General features: G+C 50.0%; 16 protein-coding genes and 7 tRNA genes. 7 read left to right on the top strand and 16 right to left on the bottom strand.

Annotated elements, in window-relative coordinates:
• The first annotated feature begins 100 nt into the window (after positions 1 to 100).
• Entirely contained in the window at positions 101 to 481 is a 381-nt protein-coding gene (locus tag HER31_RS00950; RefSeq protein WP_168658851.1) for a VanZ family protein, read from the top strand.
• Positions 457 to 1347, top strand: a complete 891-nt coding sequence (locus tag HER31_RS00945) for a ketopantoate reductase family protein (protein ID WP_168658850.1) — start codon at positions 457 to 459, stop codon at positions 1345 to 1347. The genes HER31_RS00950 and HER31_RS00945 overlap by 25 nt, the downstream gene beginning before the upstream one ends.
• 9 nt (positions 1348 to 1356) lie before the next feature.
• Here HER31_RS00945 and aroG read toward each other — a convergent pair whose 3' ends face one another.
• Complete coding sequence (gene aroG, locus HER31_RS00940; protein ID WP_168658849.1) at positions 1357 to 2409, bottom strand: 3-deoxy-7-phosphoheptulonate synthase AroG; 1053 nt, start codon at positions 2407 to 2409, stop codon at positions 1357 to 1359.
• A gap of 167 nt (positions 2410 to 2576) precedes the next feature.
• Between aroG and HER31_RS00935 the strand changes: the two genes are divergently transcribed.
• A complete protein-coding gene (locus HER31_RS00935) occupies positions 2577 to 3119 on the top strand; it encodes a GNAT family N-acetyltransferase (protein WP_238786871.1) in 543 nt (180 codons plus the stop codon).
• A 62-nt stretch (positions 3120 to 3181) separates the two neighbouring features.
• On the opposite strand, the gene thiI is transcribed toward HER31_RS00935, so the two are convergent.
• The 3 genes from thiI to pomA form a co-directional block, all read right to left on the bottom strand.
• Positions 3182 to 4636 carry a tRNA uracil 4-sulfurtransferase ThiI gene (thiI, locus tag HER31_RS00930; RefSeq protein ID WP_168658847.1) on the bottom strand — a complete coding sequence of 485 codons (1455 nt, stop codon included), beginning with the start codon at positions 4634 to 4636 and terminating at the stop codon, positions 3182 to 3184.
• Positions 4637 to 5199: 563 nt separating this feature from the next.
• The gene (locus HER31_RS00925; protein WP_168658846.1) at positions 5200 to 6132 is read right to left on the bottom strand and encodes a flagellar motor protein MotB; all 933 of its coding nucleotides are present in this window, start codon (positions 6130 to 6132) and stop codon (positions 5200 to 5202) included.
• Between the two features lie 2 nt (positions 6133 to 6134).
• Positions 6135 to 6902 (bottom strand): flagellar motor protein PomA, encoded by a 768-nt coding sequence (pomA, locus tag HER31_RS00920; protein ID WP_168658845.1) that lies wholly within the window; start codon positions 6900 to 6902, stop codon positions 6135 to 6137.
• 202 nt (positions 6903 to 7104) lie between these two features.
• On the opposite strand from pomA, the gene xseB reads away from it, so the two are divergent.
• The 3 genes from xseB to dxs are packed head-to-tail and all read left to right on the top strand — an operon-like array spanning position 7105 to position 10130.
• Positions 7105 to 7341, top strand: coding sequence for an exodeoxyribonuclease VII small subunit (gene xseB / locus HER31_RS00915; RefSeq protein WP_168658844.1), 237 nt, complete (start codon positions 7105 to 7107; stop codon positions 7339 to 7341).
• A 2-nt stretch (positions 7342 to 7343) separates the two neighbouring features.
• Positions 7344 to 8231: a (2E,6E)-farnesyl diphosphate synthase gene (ispA, locus tag HER31_RS00910; protein ID WP_168658843.1), complete on the top strand. Its 888-nt coding sequence runs from the start codon at positions 7344 to 7346 to the stop codon at positions 8229 to 8231.
• A 27-nt stretch (positions 8232 to 8258) separates the two neighbouring features.
• Positions 8259 to 10130, top strand: a complete 1872-nt coding sequence (dxs, locus tag HER31_RS00905) for a 1-deoxy-D-xylulose-5-phosphate synthase (protein ID WP_168658842.1) — start codon at positions 8259 to 8261, stop codon at positions 10128 to 10130.
• A gap of 309 nt (positions 10131 to 10439) precedes the next feature.
• Here dxs and HER31_RS00900 read toward each other — a convergent pair whose 3' ends face one another.
• Positions 10440 to 11069, bottom strand: a complete 630-nt coding sequence (locus HER31_RS00900; protein WP_238786870.1) for a transglycosylase SLT domain-containing protein — start codon at positions 11067 to 11069, stop codon at positions 10440 to 10442.
• Between the two features lie 366 nt (positions 11070 to 11435).
• Between HER31_RS00900 and HER31_RS00895 the strand changes: the two genes are divergently transcribed.
• Positions 11436 to 12053, top strand: coding sequence for a LysE family translocator (locus HER31_RS00895; RefSeq protein ID WP_168658841.1), 618 nt, complete (start codon positions 11436 to 11438; stop codon positions 12051 to 12053).
• Between the two features lie 389 nt (positions 12054 to 12442).
• Here the strand turns inward: HER31_RS00895 and gshA are convergent, their stop codons facing one another.
• The 11 genes from gshA to HER31_RS00840 all read right to left on the bottom strand — a co-directional run bounded on the left by gshA (position 12443) and on the right by HER31_RS00840 (position 19371).
• Positions 12443 to 13993: a glutamate--cysteine ligase gene (gshA, locus tag HER31_RS00890; RefSeq protein ID WP_168658840.1), complete on the bottom strand. Its 1551-nt coding sequence runs from the start codon at positions 13991 to 13993 to the stop codon at positions 12443 to 12445.
• 77 nt (positions 13994 to 14070) lie between these two features.
• Positions 14071 to 16911 carry a M16 family metallopeptidase gene (locus HER31_RS00885; RefSeq protein ID WP_168658839.1) on the bottom strand — a complete coding sequence of 947 codons (2841 nt, stop codon included), beginning with the start codon at positions 16909 to 16911 and terminating at the stop codon, positions 14071 to 14073.
• A gap of 21 nt (positions 16912 to 16932) precedes the next feature.
• The gene (locus HER31_RS00880) at positions 16933 to 17367 is read right to left on the bottom strand and encodes a YqaA family protein (RefSeq protein WP_168658838.1); all 435 of its coding nucleotides are present in this window, start codon (positions 17365 to 17367) and stop codon (positions 16933 to 16935) included.
• A 6-nt stretch (positions 17368 to 17373) separates the two neighbouring features.
• Positions 17374 to 17802: a nitric oxide-sensing transcriptional repressor NsrR gene (gene nsrR, locus HER31_RS00875; RefSeq protein WP_168658837.1), complete on the bottom strand. Its 429-nt coding sequence runs from the start codon at positions 17800 to 17802 to the stop codon at positions 17374 to 17376.
• Between the two features lie 620 nt (positions 17803 to 18422).
• Positions 18423 to 18499, bottom strand: a tRNA-Arg gene (locus HER31_RS00870).
• A gap of 49 nt (positions 18500 to 18548) precedes the next feature.
• Positions 18549 to 18625 (bottom strand) — tRNA-Arg (locus HER31_RS00865).
• Positions 18626 to 18674: 49 nt separating this feature from the next.
• Positions 18675 to 18751: transfer RNA gene (locus tag HER31_RS00860), tRNA-Arg, on the bottom strand.
• A gap of 50 nt (positions 18752 to 18801) precedes the next feature.
• A tRNA-Arg gene (locus tag HER31_RS00855) sits at positions 18802 to 18878 on the bottom strand.
• A 50-nt stretch (positions 18879 to 18928) separates the two neighbouring features.
• Positions 18929 to 19005, bottom strand: a tRNA-Arg gene (locus tag HER31_RS00850).
• A gap of 49 nt (positions 19006 to 19054) precedes the next feature.
• Positions 19055 to 19131, bottom strand: a tRNA-Arg gene (locus HER31_RS00845).
• A gap of 152 nt (positions 19132 to 19283) precedes the next feature.
• Positions 19284 to 19371 (bottom strand) — tRNA-Ser (locus HER31_RS00840).
• Positions 19372 to 19872 lie beyond the last annotated feature (501 nt).

Genomic DNA, 19872 nt, shown 5'->3' with positions numbered 1-19872 from the left:
CTAACTCAATTTTGCCGAAGAACAGGATTGGCACAACAATATCACTACCAATGGTAGGGAAAACAGTGACACAGATCGGTGCTTTGCGTACCATCAGCGCATGCTAGAATTTTTTTCCCAACCTACTCGAACCCAACGCTGGTTAGGCCGTGGCCTATTGTTGATTGCGCTCGTGCTGGTGTCGTACTTTGTGTTCTCCCAACCGGTAGGCACACGGATCTCGATCCCTAATCTTGATAAGATCAGTCACTTTGGTGCTTTTCTTGGCTTGGCTTCATTGTTGCAACTTGCCAGTGGCTTACGCCGACGGTGGCAGATGGTGTGGCTAACCGCTTACGCAGCTCTAATTGAGGTGGTGCAATACTTCCTGCCCTACCGCAGTGCTGAGTGGCTCGATCTTGGTGCTGATCTAGCCGGAGCCCTTACCTTCTACCTCATTCTTCTGTTGGTACAGCAATGGCCGCGTCGGTTGCCCTCTTAGGTTGTGGCGCGATGGCGCAGCTTTACGCTGGGCTATTACAGCAGCAGGGGATCACCCCGCTGCTACTTGCACGTCCGCTTACCTCCACTCAACAGCTATCACTAACACTTGAGCTGCTTGATGGTAATGCGTTGCAACATACAGTGACGATACAACCCAGTGATATGCCTGCTGCCGTCGATGCCATATTGGTATTTACCAAGGCCCAACAGTGCCTCGATGCGGTCGCTCCGCTGTTGAGCTGGTTACCAAACTCAACACCAATAGTGTTGCTACACAATGGCATGGGCCCGCAGCACCAACTGGCAGCGCAACAGCCGGCACACAATATTTGGGTCGGCAGCGTCAGCGATGGCGCTCAGCGACTCGGTCAATATCGCGTAGCTCAGCGGGGGCTTGGCACCCGAGTCGCTGGTCAACTTGAACAATCAACACCTGCGCTACCAAGCTGCTTGCAAGCGCTCGAGTTTAGCCAAAGTGATGACATCACCACCGTACTGTGGCGCAAGTTAAGCGTTAATGCGGTAATCAACCCGTTGTGTGGACGTGATCGCGTCGCCAATGGCGCCTTGTTAGCACCAAAGTATCAGCAAGAGATAGCGGCGCTGTGCAATGAAATTGTGCAGCTGGGCCAATATTTAGGAATGCACGAAAGTGCCGCAGCATGCCAACAACGGATCTTAGCCATCGCTACTGCAACCGCCGCCAACCGCTGCTCTACCTTACAGGATTTAGATGCTGAGCGGCCGACAGAGCTGCCGGCCATTAGTGGTTACCTACTGCAACAGGCGCAGTATTTCAAACTTGAACTACACCATCATCAGCGGCTTTATAAGCAGTTAACACTGCTGGAGTCCGTAAGCTAACGTCCGTTGTTAACCGCGACGCTGGGCAACTGCTTCAGCCAGCTGTGCCATTAACTCTTCGCTGTCTTCCCAGCCGATGCAACCATCAGTGACACTTTGGCCATAGGTAAGTGGCTCTCCAACAACAAGATCTTGCCGCCCTGCGACTAAGTGAGATTCAACCATTACCCCAAAGATCGCCTTCTCACCAGCAACTAACTGCTGACACACATCGGCACCTACTACCATTTGCCGTTGGTATTGTTTGGCGCTGTTAGCATGGCTTAGGTCAATCATGATGTTCGCCGGCAAACCAGCCTTGATTAGCTGCGAAGTGAGCTGTTGTACATCTTCACTACTGTAGTTTGGCGCTTTACCACCACGTAAAATGATATGGCAATCTTCATTGCCGCTGGTCGATACGATGGCGCTGTGGCCAAACTTGGTTACCGACAAGAAATGGTGCGGTGCACTGGCAGCGCGAATGGCATCTATCGCAATGCCGGTGGTGCCGTCGGTGCCATTTTTAAAACCAACCGGACAAGAAAGGCCAGAGGCGAGCTCGCGGTGCACCTGACTCTCGGTCGTGCGCGCCCCAATCGCGCCCCAACACATTAAATCAGCAACATACTGCGGGGTGATCATATCTAAGTATTCACCGGCGGTTGGCATACCTGAATCATTAAGCTCTAACAACAGCTTACGTGCAGTGCGCAGGCCATCGTTGATGCGAAAGCTATCGTCCATACCGGGATCGTTAATAAGTCCTTTCCAACCAACAGTTGTCCGCGGCTTTTCAAAATAGACCCGCATAACAATCTCCAAGGTATCGCGGTATTTATGACGTAGCGCCAGCAAACGTTGACCATACTCCAGCGCCGCAACCGGATCGTGAATGGAACAGGGACCAACCACCACGAGTAGCCGGTCATCTTGTCCCGCCAGAATATTGTGAATGGCAGTACGCCCAGCCAATACCGTTGCTGCGGCGGCTTCGGTTGCAGGAAAACGCTCCAAAATGGCTACCGGGGGCAACAGTTCCTTAATCTCATTAATTCGAACATCATCATTACGATATGGCATCTTCTACTCCCTAGACCACCGGTAAACTCGACCCTAAACAGTAACAACTACAGCCACAGGCGTATAGCCCAGATCTACGTGATTTCGTTATTATCGCGATTGCCGTATGGTTGATGTTAATTGGGTGCTGAATTTGCTGCACTGGCCCATCAATCATGGAGTGGATAATGGCCTATCTAATTGAAACAGAGCGACTTGGCATGCGTCGCTTTACCTCAGCCGATTTACAAGATGTACTGGCATTTTCAAGCGACGAAGATGTTACCCGTTATACCGGCGATGCCGGCACCATTGCTTCGTTGGAAGATGCCGAACGGGTACTCAATGATATCTGGCTAGCGGAGTACGAGCAGTACGGTTATGCCCGCTACGCGCTGATCCACAAAGGCGACAATAAGCTAATTGGCTTTTGTGGCTGGAAGTTTATCGCTGAAGAGGGCAAAGCCGATCTTGGTTATCGGATGCTACCGGCCTACTGGGGCCAAGGCTTAGGTTACGAAGCCGCTGTGGCAGCGATGCACTACGGCCAAAAGATCTTAGGGTTAAAGCAGGTGTTTGCTGAAGCGGTGGCAGAGAATACTGGCTCAACTCGCATTATTGAGAAATTGGGTTTCAACTTCACCAAGCAGTATCAATTGACTGAAGGGGTGTTTGATTTTCAAATTCGCCGCTACGATATGGATCTGAGCCAGTGGCATAAGCCGCAATAACTATTAAGATTACGATCAAAAAAGGGCAGCCTAGTGGCTGCCCTTTGTCGTTAATGGCGTCGTTATGGACGGTATACCTTAACGTTATTGTGGCCCTGCTCTTTCAGGTACAGCGCCTGCAGCTTACTCATCACACCACGGTCACAGTACAGCAAGTAGGTTTTATCCTGATCCAAGCCGGTAAACTTGCTCGCCAGTTTAAAGAATGGCAACACGGTAACTTCGGTACCTTCGATGTTCAGAGGCGCTTCCTCTTCCTCTTCAGGTGCCCGAATATCCAGAACGATATCGCCAGCATCTGGTGCCGCAACGGTATCGATCTCAACCGCAGCGGTTTTACCGATGTTGGCCAAATCACGAATATCAAAGTATTGCGTTTCTTGTGCCACGCGCTCTACCAACCCTTCTGAGAATTTAGCTTCTTCAGCTTCAATCTTAGCAAGTACTGCTTTAACTGTTGGTTTCTGCGAGATCACACCACAATATTCGGGCATAACTTCAGCGTATGGCAGGGTACCAATCTTGCGTGACAAGTCGATGATGTCTTGCTTATCCCAATTGATCAGAGGACGCAGAATAAGCTTTTCGGTAGCGCGGTCAATGACGTTGAGATTGGTTAGAGTTTGCGACGATACCTGCCCCATCGCCTCACCGGTCACCAAGGCTGGAATATCGTAACGATCCGCCAAAGTGGCTGCGACCTTCATCATCATCCGCTTCAGTACTACGCCCATCTGACCGTTGTCGACCTTTTCAAGGATCTCTTCTACAACCTGCTCAAATGGTACCGATAGGAAACGAACCTTATGGGAGTTACCAAATTTGGACCACAGGTAGTACGCCACTTCCTGTACGCCACGCTCGTGATCGGCACCACCGAGGTTGAAGAAACAGTAGTGAGTACGACAACCGCGTTTGATAGTTAAGAAGCTGGAGACACCAGAATCGAAACCACCGGAGATCAACGACAGCACATCTTCTTGAGTAGCCAGTGGCATACCGCCTAGACCGTTATGGCGACGCTCGATGATATAGGCCAGATCACCTTCAATTTGAATGCTAACGGTGATGTCAGGATCTTTTAACTTAACGCCTGCGGCATCGGTGTTTTGGTTAAGGCCGCCACCAACGTATTTTTCTACATCTAATGAGCTGAACTCTTGCTTACCAGAGCGCTTCACCCGCACGCAGAAGGTTTTACCGGCCAAACGCTCAGCAAACGCTTTCTGGGCGTGTTGATAGATGTCATCAATGGTTTCGTAATGGTACTGAGTCACTTCAAAGAAGTGCGCGATGCCTGGGATTGATTGTAGTCGTTCAACCAGCTCATCACGCATTGGCTCATCGGCATTGCGGCTGTTCACCACAATGTGATCCCAGTTAAAGCTTACCGCTGCTTCCGGATCTACCTTGCGCAACACATTGCGAATGTTGGACACCAATAGCTTGGAGAAACGGATTCGCACCGACTTTGACTTGATCATCACTTCCGGATGCAGCTTAACGATAAATTTCATGAGGGACCTGCCACTGCGTTATTTAAGGCGCGGGAGTATACACTAGCGCCAATACCAAGTGCATTAAATAGTTGCTCCCTTGTAAGCTCACACAACAACGAGTCAACCTTTGTAAGCGATGCCCTCTAAGTCGGCGAATACCACACTGATGGTGCCTTACCAATCTCGCTTTAGAGCCACTATGGCATCAATTGACGCCCTAGCCTGAAGGGGTATACCTTTAGCCAAGTGCACAGATACTCAGCGTATTTGGTATTACTTTGCAGCATAGCTGAAATGCAACAAAGGGGACAAAAGTCCCCTAAAAATAGGCTGTGTCGTAGTTAGCTGTTGAAGTTTATCTTAAGCCTTCGGCTTCACCGACTGCGGTGCTTTTAGGGGACTATGTCGCGGTGGCGACGGCCCCCCAAGGGGAGCTTCGCTGGACTGCTCCAATGCAGCAGAAGAACAATGGCGATAGTGCTTAACCGCTTGTCTCGGGACACGCCTAGCCGCTGCTTTAACAGTATTAGTTAGTACAGCACTTAAGTTGCTATAACAGTCTAAAAATACCAATAGCGTGGTTACGGTAGTACTGAAATTGGCTCCGATTCCTTGGCCTTTCCTTGCTCAATGGCAATCTCAACCCGGCGATTACGCTTGCGGCCAGCCCAAGTATCGTTGTCGGCGATAGGGTGGTATTCCGCCAATCCCTGTACCTTCATCCGTTGCTCTTCGAAGCCATCAACCTCGGTGATTTCATGCGCTACCGCCACCGCCCGTTGACTGGAAAGTTCCCAGTTAGAGCCATACAGCTCGTTACTTATCTTGCCGGTATCGGTATGGCCGGAGATAGTAATGATCCCTGGAACATCATTAAGCAACTCACCAATCTTACGGATCACCGGGCGGAATTTAGGCTGAAGGAACGCCGAAGCGGCGGGAAAGGCGCCCTGCTCTTGGATGCGAATAATGATCTGCTGGCCCAGAGACTCCACCTCAATGGCACCATCAATGATCTGCTGTTGCAGCTCATCGGCCACCTTTTTAGCCAATTCATCTTGGTGTTTACCCGCAAGATTGTCGGCGCTGGTGCTGGTTGTTTTAATTGCGGCGGTGTCTTCGCTCGCGGACTTAGATGCGCCCTGCTCACGTTGTTCGCCGGCGTCCATGCCGCCAACTCGTGACGACTCTCCGGGCTGGTAGTTGAGGCTGTCTTCAGTGAACTCGACGGTTTGCTGATTCAACACCTCGATAGGGGTTGGATCCGGCCGTCCCGGACGAAACTCCATCGCAATGACCGAGGTGCCGCGGGGGATATCGGTCACTTCAATCTTGTTCTGTACCCCAAAGGCGTACTTCATCGAGCCCGCAACCTGCTTAAACTTAAGCACGTCCATCTCCGAAAAGGCGAGCAATAGCACGAAGAAACACATCAACAACGACATCAAATCGGCGAAGGTCGCCATCCATGCTGGCGATCCTGCGGCCTGTTTCTTCTGCGGCATATCTTCCATAGCTATGACTCTTGCAATACATCAAGGGCGCGGGACTTTTCCTTTATGTAGTTCTTCAGGAAACCTTCAATTACCCGTGGGTTTTGGCCGTCTTGAATAGCCAAAACCGCGTCCATGATAAGGCGACGGTTAAGCATCTCTTCATTCATCCGCAGCTCCAGCTTATCGGCAATCGGCATCGCTACCATGTTGGCCAAAATCGCGCCATATAAGGTGGTTAACAATGCAATCGCCATCGCAGGTCCAATCGACTTTGGATCATCCATGTTGTTCAACATCGCAACCAACCCAATCAAGGTACCGATCATTCCCATTGCCGGCGCCACATCAGCCAGCTTACGGAACAAATCAATACCGAGGTTATGGCGTTCCATAGTTAAGCTAATGTCTTTGCTCAAAGCCCCACGGACGACATCAGCGTCGTGGCCATCAACCAAAAGATCGATCGCCTTTTTCATGAAAGAGTTAGAAACTTCAACCTCTTCGAGTGCCAAAAAGCCGCCTTTGCGAGCGGAGTCGGCCATCGCCACCGATTGCTCAATCAACTCATCGGGCTTGTCGATTTTGAACATGAAAGCCTTGGCGGCGACTTTAACTGAGCCGAAAAACTGGCCCATGTTGTATTTCATCATCACCACAAACAGTGAGCCACAGAACACAATAAAGAAACTTGAAACACTCAAGAAAATTCCAACATCGCCACCTTCAAACATGGCCATGACCACGAATGCAAAGGCACCAATCAAGCCAATTAACGTTGCCAGATCCACAGATGCTCCTAATTTTTCTTATTGTTGCTGGTGGTGTAGGTTCAGGTCACCACTCAGTCGAATTAATCGGGTATAGTTTCCTTATCGGAACGATCCCCCGCAAGCTTGAGGGTTAAATTCACAAGCTGGGACACAGTTAATTGCAGTTACTGGGTCAAAACAGTACCTTTGGCGCGGTCAAACGTGGATGAGAACAGCTATTGTGGCGAAAAAACCAGAAAATCTAAGCTTTGAGCAATCCTTACAAGAACTCGAGCAGATCGTGGCTAACCTAGAGCACGGCGACGTGCCCTTGGAAAAGGCGTTAGCTCAGTTTGAGCGCGGCATCAGCTTGGTGCGAGCGAGCCAAACTAAGTTAGACAGTGCCGAGCAACAAGTATCAGTTTTAACGGAGCAGCAGGGACAACCCGAGCTAACCCCGTTTCAAGCTGAGGAGTAACCATGTTGCAAACGGCCATTAGCCACTATCAACAGCGGGTTAATCACAGCTTAGAAAGCCAGTTAGCCGCGCTGCCAGTTACCGATCCCAAGCTACTGGAAGCGATGCGTTATGCTTCTTTATTAGGTGGTAAGCGGGTGCGCCCCTTTCTGGTTTACGCCACTGGTACTATGCTCGGTGCCACTGAGCAAAGCTTGGATCCCATTGCGGCGGCAGTAGAGTGCATTCACGCTTACTCACTGATCCATGATGATCTACCGGCAATGGATAACGACGACCTACGTCGGGGCCAACCAACGGTTCATATCGCCTTTGATGACGCTACCGCTATTCTCGCCGGTGATGCACTGCAAACCATGGCATTTGAAATTCTGGCCAACTGCCCATTGCCTGTTGAGGTTGAACACAACCGCATTGCGATGATCAGAGTGCTGGCAAAAGCCTCTGGCTATCTTGGTATGTGTGGAGGCCAAGCGATCGATCTAGCCAGCACCGGTAAGCGTATTGAACAGCAAGAACTGACTCGTTTGCACCAGCTAAAAACTGGCGCATTGATCCGTGCTAGTGTGGAGCTAGGCGCCTTAGCTACTGCGCAATGCGCTGTTGAGCACTATCAATCGCTGACCGAATACGCTGAAAAGATTGGCTTAGCGTTCCAAGTTCAAGATGATGTTCTAGATATTACGGGTAATACCGAACAGCTCGGCAAGCCCCAAGGTTCCGACCTTGCTGCAGATAAAAGCACCTATCCATCGCTACTCGGATTGGATGGTGCACGTGATGTAGCTCAGAATCTATATCAAGACGCACTGACAGCAATCGCAAAATTGCCATACAATAGCGAACAACTGGAAGGTTTTGCTCGATACATCATCGAGCGCGACCAATAATAAATTAAGTATGCGAACCCTATCGAAATGAGCAACGCCCTTTCCGATTTCCCGCTGTTGTCTGAGGCGCTTACGCCGGAGCAACTGCGCAAGTTGCCAGTTCAACAATTGACGCCGTTGGCCGACGAAGTCCGCCAATTTTTGCTGCGCTCAGTTGGACGCTCTTCTGGCCACTTGGCTTCTGGTTTAGGTACGGTAGAACTGACTATCGCCCTCCATTACGTCTACAACACCCCATTCGACCGATTGGTGTGGGACGTTGGCCATCAAGCCTACCCGCATAAAATTCTGACCGGCCGCGCCGATAAGATGCACACCATCCGTCAAAAAGATGGGGTCCATCCGTTCCCATGGCGGGAAGAAAGTGAATACGACACCTTCAGTGTTGGCCACTCTAGTACCTCTATCAGTGCAGCCTTAGGTATGGCAATTGCTGCCGACAAAGAGGCCCTCGGCCGTAAGGTTGTCGCGGTTATTGGCGATGGTGCCATAACTGGTGGTATGGCCTTCGAAGGCATGAATCATGCGGGCGATATCCATAAAGATATGCTGGTGATCATCAACGACAACGAGATGTCGATTTCGGAAAACGTTGGTGCGCTTAATAACCACATGGCACGGATCATGTCCGGTAGCCTTTACACCACCATTCGCGAAGGTGGGAAGAAGGTACTGAGTACCATGCCACCAATTAAGGAGCTGGCACGTCGTGCCGAGGAGCACTTAAAAGGCATGGTGGTTCCGGGCACCCTGTTTGAGGAGCTCGGCTTCAACTACATCGGCCCAATTGATGGTCACGATGTAGATGGTTTGGTGAGCACCTTAAGCAACATGCGTAACCTGAAAGGGCCGCAAATCCTGCACATTATGACCAAAAAGGGCAAAGGCTATAGCCCGGCAGAGCAGGATCCGATCAGCTATCACGGTGTACCTAAGTTCGATCCAGAACTGTCGAAGCTGCCTAAATCTAAGCCGGGCCATCCGACCTTCTCTAAAGTATTTGGTGACTGGCTCTGCGATATGGCAGAACAAGACAGCGATTTGGTAGCGATTACTCCGGCAATGCGTGAAGGTTCGGGCATGGTTGAGTTTTCTCAACGTTTCCCGGAGCAGTACTTCGATGCCGCTATTGCTGAGCAGCACGCGGTAACTCTGGCTGCCGGTTTTGCCTGTGAAAAGCTCAACCCGGTAGTTGCGATCTACTCGACCTTCCTTCAACGCGGCTACGACCAGCTGATCCATGATGTTTGTATTATGGATCTGCCGGTATTGTTTGCTATCGACCGTGGTGGATTGGTGGGTGCCGATGGTCAAACGCACCAAGGTGCTTTTGATATGTCGTTCCTACGCTGTATTCCTAATCTGACCTTAATGGCACCTGCCGACGAAAATGAGTGTCGTCAGATGCTGTACACTGGCCACAAGATGCAAAGCCCTGCTGCGGTTCGCTACCCTCGAGGTAACGGTATGGGTACACCACTGCAAGCACAGATGACGGCAATGGAGATTGGTAAAGCAGAGATCCGTCGCCAAGGACAAAGTGGCTTAGCCATCTTTAGCTTTGGCACTATGCTCGCGTACGCCCTAGAGGCAGCAGAGCAGCTGGACGCGACCGTGGTCAACATGCGCTTTATCAAGCCGCTTGATGAGGCGATGGTGAAGCAGATTGCTGAATCCCACAGCCAATTAATCACCTTGGAAGAGAACGCCATTATGGGTGGTGCTGGCACTGCGGTAATCGAATCGATGATGGCCCAAGGCGTAGCTAAACCAGTACTGCAGCTAGGTTTGCCGGACCGCTTTATTGAACAGGGCTCGCAAGAAGAGATGCACGCAGTGCTTGAGATTGATGCTGCTGGCATCGTCAAGCGTGCAACCGAGTTCTTTAAGCAAAGCTAACATCGCCGCTGAAACAGCAAAAGGCCGCCCTGAGCATACTTGGGGCGGCCTTTTTTGGGCTGTGTACCAATTAAGTGTTGTTCTTTGGAATACAGTTAAAGCAGCGGCTAGGCAAGTTTTGATACCAAGGGTAAAGCACTACCGCTATTGATCTTCTCCCGCATTGGAGCAGTCCAGCGAAGCTCCCCTTTTGGTGCCGTCGCCACCGCGACATAGTCACCTAAAAACACCGCAATCGGTGAAGCCGAAAGCTTAAGATAAACTTCAACAGCTAGCTACGACACAGCCCTTTTTTGTCGCTCTAATTGCTCAGCCGAAGAACAGGCGCCATAGCCAACCGTGTGATAGCTCCTCTTCACACTGACGGAACTGGCCAGCGTAACGTTTAGCCCGAGCATCAACCTTGCGGGATACCTTTACCAGCCACGGCTTAGCGTTGTAGCTGCCACGCTTATAACCGCCCCAACCTTCGTGATAATTAAGGTATTGACCATAAGCGTCCCACTTCGACACACCATTAATCTTATTGGTTTTATAGATAAACCAACCCATAAAGTCGTGAGCATCATCAAAGTCGCTGCGGCTAGACCAACTGTTGCCAGTCTCACGAACGTAATCATCCCAGGTCATGGTTTTTGCTTGAGCGTAACCATAGGCGCTTGAAGCGCGACCAATAGGAATAAAGCCAAGGAAGTACTCCATCGGCGGGCGGGCGTTATGCTTAAACGAGCTCTCTTGATACATCATCGCAATAGGAACGTGGACGGGAACCCCCCACTTTTCCTTGGTGTTAATCGAGGCTTCATACCAATCTCGATTTTCCTTAAAAATGCTACAGATGTTTTCTGGGTCTTGCGGTGGCGCTGTAGCACAACCAGTTAACAGGACTCCCAACACCAATGAGCTGCAAATAATTTTTATTTTTTGTATGTATTTCACGCAGTTCTATATCTTGAAGCAAAATAATTTAAAAATTGTGCCTGTTCATTGAACTAATTGAAAGGCTCCGAGTCCTACATAATGAACCGGAATTCCAGTTCATCATCATTATCCTCCAAGATTTTACGAGAAACGACCTGGCAGGGCATTTCTCGTTTTTTTTGTCTCGCAAAAAAAATTGCCCAACACATCACATTTCAACGCTTTTTAGTGAGATTTACCTCATCTTAAGTAGCCAAAATGTGAGTTCCTTCGTGGCAATAAAATATGACAGTTTTTTCGGCAAAAACTAGGAGTTCATCCACTTTACAGATGGTGAACACACTGTTCTAATGCGGCCTTCGTTTTTCAAAGCGCGAATAACTTATGTCGTTAGAGCTGTATCTTGTCTACCTAGCCACCATTGTGGTGTTGTTGGCGGCCCCTGGGCCGATGACCTTGATGACGCTATCCACCAGCGTTCGCTATGGTCACGGTAAGGCACTTTTCACCGTTATAGGCTCCAATCTAGCGGGTTTGATTGTAATGGCTCTATCAGCCACTGGGGTAGGCGCTTTGCTGAGTAGCCAACCAGTCCTGTTTGAGATGTTGAAGGTTGCCGGTGCTGCCTATCTGATCTGGTTAGGTGTTAGTGCTTGGCGCGCTAAAACCAACGATTGTTCGTGCAACAGTTTTGCCGAGCAAGAGTGTGAGCCGCTAAAGCTGTTTCTGAAAACGGTGATGATTGGTATCAGTAACCCCAAAGGGCTCATCTTCTTTGCTGCGTTATTCCCCCAGTTCCTACATGCGGATCAACCACTGCTGCCACAGTTAACAGTGTTGTGCCTAACCTTCACCGCTGTGGACTTTATTATCCTCAATCTGGTTGCAATGGGCGGTTGCCGCTTAGCCAACAGCTTGGCACACCCAACCTCACAGCGACGCTTTAATCGCGCCTGTGCGGTAGTATTTTTAGCCTTAGGCGGTTCGGTCGCCCTAGCCTAACAGCTAAAAACACGCCATAAAAAATGGCTGTGTCGTAGTTAACTGCTGAAGTTTATCTTTAGTCTTCGGCTGTACCGATTGCGCTGCTTTAGGGGAGGATGTTGCGGTGGCGACGGCACATTCTTGTATGCATTAGGGGAGAGCTTCGTCCCCCTTTGGCCCCTCCCTTTGCCTTAGAACGCGGTCCAAAATGTTTCGCGGGATCACTCCAATGCATCAGAAAATCAATGGTGTTAGCGCTTTCCCCCTGGTCTCTGGACGCGCCTAGCCGATGCTTAACGGTATTGGTTAGAACAACACTTAGTTGGTAAACAGCCAAAAAAATCCCCCGAGCTCAACACTCGGGGGATTTTTATATCCAGCCAATGGTTACTGCAGTCATCGGCTTCTTATTGGGCGAAGTAGTCCACTAAGAACTGGTCAAAACTGCCGCTATCAGCCGCCTCGATTGCCGCTTGCTGGGCATGTGAATCTACTACCGCTTGCTCCAACTGCTGAGCAGTGAGACGCTGAAAATCTCGATTGAGCAAGGTTTCACGATGCTTATCTGCCAATTTACCAGCCCAGTGACCATGGCCTTCTCGCAAGCTGATATCCAATACCTTAGCAGATAGTGTTTGGGTAGGATCAGTCGCACATCCCTGCCACTGCTGCAGCGCATCGCTGTAGCGGTTATCACCATTAGCAGCATCCAGAATCGGCGCCAGTTGAGCCCAACGCTCAAACAGCTCACTCATCCAATCACTCAGAGCCCGTGGCTCACCACGATACTGCAAGGTTTTATCTGGGCGGCGGCCATCGAGCACGACATCTTCGAAATTAGCGGCACTCTCCGCATCACTGGCTTCAGTCAAAGGCTCGGTTGGCAGCAGTAACCCATCAAGCAGGAACAGATCCAGCAGCAGCACTTGGCTGCGATCGATACCTACGGCAGCAAACGGATTGATATCGAGGGCACGTACTTCAACGTACTCAATACCACCGCGAGCTAGAGCATCTGACGGCGTTTCACCGCTGTCGGCGGTACGTTTTGGGCGCATCGAAGCGTACAGCTCGTTCTCAATCTGCAGCACATTACTATTGAGTTGGCGATACTCGCCATCAACCTTCACACCAATCTCAGCGTACTCGGCAGAGGGAACACTAATGGCATGCTTGAGATCGCGAACGTAATCCTCTAATCCATTCAAGCTCACCGACAACGCATCTTGAGCGGAGTTGGTGTAACCCAAATCGCTCATCCGTAGCGAGGTAGCATAAGGTAGGTAGACGGTGCCATGGCTCTCAACAAACGGCAGCGATGACTTAGTATCGCCTAAAAACGACTTACACAGTGACGGCGAGGCGCCAAACAGGTATGCCAGTACCCACGCTTTACGGCGGAAGTAACGCAACAGCGAAAAGTAGCGGTCGGTAATGGCAGCTTGGTCGTCGCTGGCGATTCCTAATGCTGGCCACAGCGCTGACGGCAAAGAGAAGTTAAAATGAAGGCCTGAAATCGCCTGCATCTGCGAACCATAACGGTTATGTAAACCAATACGATAGGTGGTCTTCATCCGTCCAATATGCGATGTACCATACTGCGCAATTGGGATCGCACCATCATCCTCACCGAGGAAACACGGCATAGATAGTGGCCACAAGCGCTGCTCACCAATGTTCTTTAAGACAAAGGTGTGGGCGTCTGATAAATGTTGCAGCAACTGGTCCGGTTCTTGGTAGACCGGGGTGATCATCTCTAACAGCGATTCACTAAAATCGGTGGTGATCCACGGGTGCGTTAAGGCTGAACCTAGCGCAGGATTGTGGGGATCTTGGGCCAGATGGCAGTTACTATCTATCCGCAGCGCTTCGCGCTCGATCCCGCGGGTGAGCTGAGTTAAAGCTCCCTGCCACTGAGGCTGCCGGAGGGTATCCACGGCCTGAGTAAAATTGCTCAATCCAATTCTCTTTATGTCAGAAAAAAACAGGTGGCAAAAGCCACCCGTTGTTAATGAGTTGCACTATAGCCGTTAGTTTACAGGGTTAACTCGATCACTTCATAGCCTAACTGTTGAAGGTTTTCTAGATTGCTGGCTTTATCGCCAACCACCAAAATCGCCATCTGTTCCAGCTTTAGCTCTTTGTTAGCAAGCCTATTGAGCTGTTCAACTGTTACGTTGTTAACAATATCAGCCTGTTGCTGTACGAAGTCGTCATCTAAGTCGTAACGTAGGATCTTACCTAAGAAGCGTGCCTTCTGGGCTGGCGTCTCAAATTTTAGTGCATCACGCTGACTAATTGATGCCTTCATAAAGGCCAATTCATCCGCGCTAATGCCGTTATCGTGATAACGCTGAATCTCAGTAATAAACTCCTGTACCGATTCGGCAGTCACATCCGCTCTTACACTCGCACTGGCAACAAACTGCCCCAGTTCTGGCCCTGCGCTAAAGCCGGTGCGTGCCCCATAGGTATAACCCTTATCTTCACGTAGATTAAGGTTGATACGGCTATTGAAGGCTCCGCCTAGCGGGTAGTTCATCAATCCCGCGAGGAAATGCTCACCGGTGGCATCAAACTTGTTGCTGCGCTTGCCAATGCGGATCACCGATTGAGCAGCTCCGGGCTTATCAAGCAGATAGATCTTGGGCTGAATTGTTGGCAACGGCTGCAACGGTGGCAGTGGCGTAGCCTCACCTTGCCACTGTCCTAAGAAAGCCAACTTGGTAATAATCTCCGCTTGCGGCAGATCAGAAACCGCCACCACCGAGGCATTACCAGCAGAAAATTGGCGCTGATAGAATGCTTTAACGTCAGCTAAGGTCAGTGCTTGCACCGTTGCAAGGGTGCCGGCTTGAGGCCAACCTTGAGGGTTATCTTCACCATTAGTGAGTTTGGCCCAGGCCGCTCCCGCTAACCATTCAGGGCGATTGGCATTCTGCTGAATATTCTGCAGATGATGCCCCTTTACCCGTTCGAAATCGGTGGCGTTAAAGGCGCTGTGCCATAAGCGTTGCTGCAACAATGCTAAGGTTGGGTCAACATTGCGACTGAGCGAACTAACCGACACATAGGTTCGATAACCGCTGCTACTGATGCTAATCGACGAGCCCAACTTCTCCAGCTCTTGCACAAACTCAGAACTGGTTAACGATTCCGTTGATTCTGCCATCATCGCGGCTGTTAACTGTGCTAACCCAGCTTGTGCTGGGTCTAACAAGCGGTTGCCACCGTTAAGTGCGATTAAGATTTCGGTAGTCGGGGTTTCTGTCGACTGAGAGCCAATAACCTCAATGCCATTAGCTAAATTTTGACGCCACAGGCTTGGCATTGTGATCACTGGGTTCGGTCCCGCCTCCGGCACCTGACTGCGATCAAAGCTATCAGTTATAACCACTTGTTGCTGCGGCATTCCCAGACTACTCATATCCGCCGTTATCGGCTGTGGCTGCCAATTGTCTTCAGCCGCAATCAGCTCACGCTGACCTTCAGGAACGATGCTCATGATCACTGCCGCTTTATCTTTAACGTAGGTGTTAAAGACACGCAGTACATCCGCTTCAGTAACGTTGTTATAGCGCTGCAGATCAACCTCGGTCAGATCCGGCTGGCCAAAAAAAGTTTGATTGTAGGCAAGGGTACTGACTTTGCCGCTAACGCTTTGCAGGCCATACAAGGTTCTGGCTTCATTCTGCACCTTAGCTTTGGCTAAGTCCTCAGCGGTAACGCCACGACGTTCAAACTCAGCAATCGACTCACGGACAATCCCTTCAAGCTTGCTCAACTCGGCCCCTTTCGAAGGGTTGGCAATAGCAAACAGCGTTAGCTCACAGGCTAACTCTCGACACGGGTGCCCTACTTGCGCTTGTACTGCAAAGCCGTTTTCGACCATGTTTTTGTAGAATATCGAGGTTTTTCCGCCGCCGAGGATCTTCGCCAATAGATCCAGCGCGGCTTCATCTTCGTGGCGCGCATAAACGGTAGGAATACCAATATAGAGCAGAGGCAGGTGGACCTTATCTTCCATTGAAATATAGCGATCCACATCCAGCGTCGCCGGTTGTTTCGCAGCATCCACAACCGCCGGTCCAGCCGGAATAGAACCAAAGTAACGATTTACCCACGCCAGCGTTTGGGCTGGGTCGATATCGCCGCCAATGGTTAGGGTGGCATTATTCGGGCCATACCAACGCTGAAAGAACTGGCGTAGATCCGCAACGGTGCCACGATCAAGATCATCCAGCCAGCCAATAACCGGCCACGAGTAAGGGTGGTCCTGCGGATACATCGCTTGATTAACCCGCTCCCACAGTCGCCCGTATGGGCGGTTATCGACTCGCTGGCCACGTTCGTTCTTTACCGTTTCCCGCTGAATTTCAAAAGCTTGTTCCGTCACTGCTGGCAGTAAAAAGCCCATTCGATCAGCTTCCAACCACAGCATTTTTTCAAGTTGGTTGGCCGGTACGGTTTCGTAATAATTGGTGCGATCGGTATTAGTGGTGCCATTCAAGGTACCGCCGGCTTCGGTAACCACCTTGAAGTGCTGTTCATCGGCAACGTTAGCTGAGCCTTGGAACATCATATGTTCAAAGAAATGAGCAAAACCGGACTTACCTAACTGCTCTCGCGCTGAACCTACGTGGTAGGTCACATCAACATGCACTAGGGGATCGGAGCTATCAGGGCTAAGTAATACCGTTAAGCCGTTATCGAGTTGATACTTTTGATATGGAATGTGGATGGCATTGCTGTCGGCACTGCTTTGTTCAATAAAGGTGACGCCATTGGGCAGAACGGGGGATTGTTGACTGGCACAGCCAGTTAAAAAAATTGCTGATGCCACCGCAGTAGCCAAAAACGTACGCAAAGGGCGCATAAAGCCTCCATGTAAAACACACTAAAGCTGTTGCAGTACTCCTAACGTCAAAGCGCTAAGCACAAGATATCGCAACAGTTTGCCGAGCAGAATTAACAGAGTACTGGATAGTAGATTAAAGCGAAACCAGCCTGCGAGTAATGGCAGTGCATCGCCGATCAACGGTAGCCAAGCCAACAACAGCGACCATTGCCCATAGCGTTGAACGATAGATAGCGCTTTGTTTTCTTTACCTTTTAATAATTTCTCTGGGGGCTTACTACGATGGACCCAGCGACCGAGGGCATAGCTGGTGAGCGAACCTAAAGTGTTACCAATGGTTGCAATAGCCACCAAGGTGGCGATTTGATGGGGGGATTGTTGGAGTAGATAGATTAATGCCGCTTCAGAGCCACCGGGAGCAAGGCTTGCCGAAACAAAAGCGGCCACAAAAAGACCAGTAAAGGTGTAACTCATAAGGTGTTATTGCGGCTGTAGCAACGCCACTAATTCATCTCGTTGTGATGACAGCATATCCGCAAGAGTGTAACTATCGAGCGTTTGCAAAAATGACTCACCCGCTTCTGCCAATACGTTTTTCAGCTTACACGCTGGAACGATATGACAAAATGGATTGGAGCAGTCGATCAGCTTCAGTGGTTCTAATGCACGTACAACATCGCCCAACCGAATATCTTCCGGCTGCTTAGCTAACTTGATGCCGCCGTTTTTACCACGGATAGTGGTAACGAAGCCCGCATGACCAAGTTTGTTGATGACCTTAACCATGTGGTTACGAGAAACGCCATACACTTCAGTTACCTTGCTGATGCTGGTTAGCTCCCCTTCTGGAAGCGTACCGAGATACAACAGAGCACGAAACGCAAAATCACTAAAGCTAGTTAGTTGCACATCAATCCCTCAAGGCGCTATTTCCATCGCTTATCGCAAGTGTTGAAAGCAGCAAATATATGTATTGGGGCAGCCGCTTCGTCGCGACCACCAAAAATTTACGGTGAAGCTCTAGGCCAACAACGCTCACTCCACTAGTGATAGTAAAGGCAATCAAACCAACTAACCTAGAAGGTCATCACATCAACACCAAAACTAAACCACAATTAAATCACGATTACGCACTAAACAGAAAAAGTTGGTCCGTTCGGGGTGAACCCTCACCGACTCCGCAGTGTATCAATTATAACCACCTACGTATGTGATCGATTACCAAGATCGTCGTTGTCTAGATTACCGTCGACTTTACCGCTAAAGTTAAAACAAAAGTGAGGCAAAATAGAATGATAGCGAGACTTTTCTTAATCCCCTTAGTTCTTTGCTTTTTGTGGCACTTGTATTTAAGAAGCAAGGGTTACAGTTTTAAGCAAGGTCAGCAGGGCTATGTCTATATTCTTAGCTTAAGCGGCGGGATCCTCGCCTTTATGGGGCTGATGCTGTGGTTGACTAACCGCTAGCCGCTTTTGCCTTTTCTCCAGATAGCAAAAAACCCAGCCAGAGGCTGGGTTTTTGCTTTTATATGGCGCGCTCAGGAGGATTCGAACCTCCGACCGCCTGGTTCGTAGCCAGGTACTCTATCCAGCTGAGCTATGAGCGCGCAGTGGTCTTTTTACTTCGACGACGAAGACTGATACACAGTTTGAAAATGGCGCGCTCAGGAGGATTCGAACCTCCGACCGCCTGGTTCGTAGCCAGGTACTCTATCCAGCTGAGCTATGAGCGCGCAGTGGTCTTTTTACTTCGACGATGAAGACTGATACACAGTTTGAAAATGGCGCGCTCAGGAGGATTCGAACCTCCGACCGCCTGGTTCGTAGCCAGGTACTCTATCCAGCTGAGCTATGAGCGCGCAGTGGTCTTTTTACTTCGACGATGAAGACTGATACACAGTTTGAAAAATGGCGCGCTCAGGAGGATTCGAACCTCCGACCGCCTGGTTCGTAGCCAGGTACTCTATCCAGCTGAGCTATGAGCGCGCAGTGGTCTTTTTACTTCGACGACGAAGACTGATACACAGTTTGAAAAATGGCGCGCTCAGGAGGATTCGAACCTCCGACCGCCTGGTTCGTAGCCAGGTACTCTATCCAGCTGAGCTATGAGCGCGCAGTGGTCTTTTTACTTCGACGACGAAGACTGATACACAGTTTGAAAATGGCGCGCTCAGGAGGATTCGAACCTCCGACCGCCTGGTTCGTAGCCAGGTACTCTATCCAGCTGAGCTATGAGCGCGGGGTGTGGTATTTTACCTCACCAACTTGAGGTAGCCAATTATAGGCTAAACAATTAAGTAAAAAACCGTTGGTTCCGACTTAATTACCCTAAAGGGTTGACCCTGTTAGGACAAAAGAAGAAGCCGCGCTATGCGCGGCTTCTCTTAAAAATGGCGGAGAGAGAGGGATTCGAACCCTCGATACCTTACGATATACGCCCTTAGCAGGGGCGCGCCTTCAGCCACTCGGCCATCTCTCCGTTGCGGGACGTATAGTACGTTTTGATGAAAATAAGTCAAACCCTTTTTTATCACAAAAACGTTCGTTCGCATGCTTTTTCAGCAACCTGTCTAAGCTATCGGCAACTTGAGTGAAAATGGGCCATTTCCGCTCTATCAAACCCTAGCCTATCGAAGCTTAAGCTTGAGATTTATCTAGCTCAAATTCCGCCACTGAGGCAGATCGGCTGCCATCTCACACGAGTAATGACGATTTAAAATGCCACTATCGTCATTCGCTGTCGCAGTTTGTTAATCTCTTGCAGCGATACCGCTGGCCATAACGCATCCAATCGCCGTCCTGCTTGACTCAAGTAAAGGATGAACCTCGATAGATTGAGCTGTCGTAACTCGAGAGTTTCCTAAGCTGCGTTGACAGGTTAGTAGTTCATATTCTGCAATTATGGCTAGGTAATCGGCTAGATGATAATGGTCACTGCGCAAGTGCAATTGTTTTAGGCGGTGTGGTGCAGAGACAACAA

The organism is Ferrimonas lipolytica (assembly GCF_012295575.1).
Taxonomy (GTDB): Bacteria; Pseudomonadota; Gammaproteobacteria; order Enterobacterales; family Shewanellaceae; genus Ferrimonas; species Ferrimonas lipolytica.
This window is presented reverse-complemented; position numbering and strand designations above follow the sequence as displayed.

Coding starts and splice junctions, on each gene's coding strand:
- HER31_RS00950 (WP_168658851.1), top strand. CDS start 101: ATGCTAGAATTTTTTTCCCAACCTACTCGAACCCAACGCTGGTTAGGC.
- HER31_RS00945 (WP_168658850.1), top strand. CDS start 457: ATGGCCGCGTCGGTTGCCCTCTTAGGTTGTGGCGCGATGGCGCAGCTT.
- aroG (WP_168658849.1), bottom strand. CDS start 2,409: ATGCCATATCGTAATGATGATGTTCGAATTAATGAGATTAAGGAACTG.
- HER31_RS00935 (WP_238786871.1), top strand. CDS start 2,577: ATGGCCTATCTAATTGAAACAGAGCGACTTGGCATGCGTCGCTTTACC.
- thiI (WP_168658847.1), bottom strand. CDS start 4,636: ATGAAATTTATCGTTAAGCTGCATCCGGAAGTGATGATCAAGTCAAAG.
- HER31_RS00925 (WP_168658846.1), bottom strand. CDS start 6,132: ATGGAAGATATGCCGCAGAAGAAACAGGCCGCAGGATCGCCAGCATGG.
- ispA (WP_168658843.1), top strand. CDS start 7,344: ATGTTGCAAACGGCCATTAGCCACTATCAACAGCGGGTTAATCACAGC.
- dxs (WP_168658842.1), top strand. CDS start 8,259: ATGAGCAACGCCCTTTCCGATTTCCCGCTGTTGTCTGAGGCGCTTACG.
- HER31_RS00895 (WP_168658841.1), top strand. CDS start 11,436: ATGTCGTTAGAGCTGTATCTTGTCTACCTAGCCACCATTGTGGTGTTG.
- HER31_RS00885 (WP_168658839.1), bottom strand. CDS start 16,911: ATGCGCCCTTTGCGTACGTTTTTGGCTACTGCGGTGGCATCAGCAATT.
- HER31_RS00880 (WP_168658838.1), bottom strand. CDS start 17,367: ATGAGTTACACCTTTACTGGTCTTTTTGTGGCCGCTTTTGTTTCGGCA.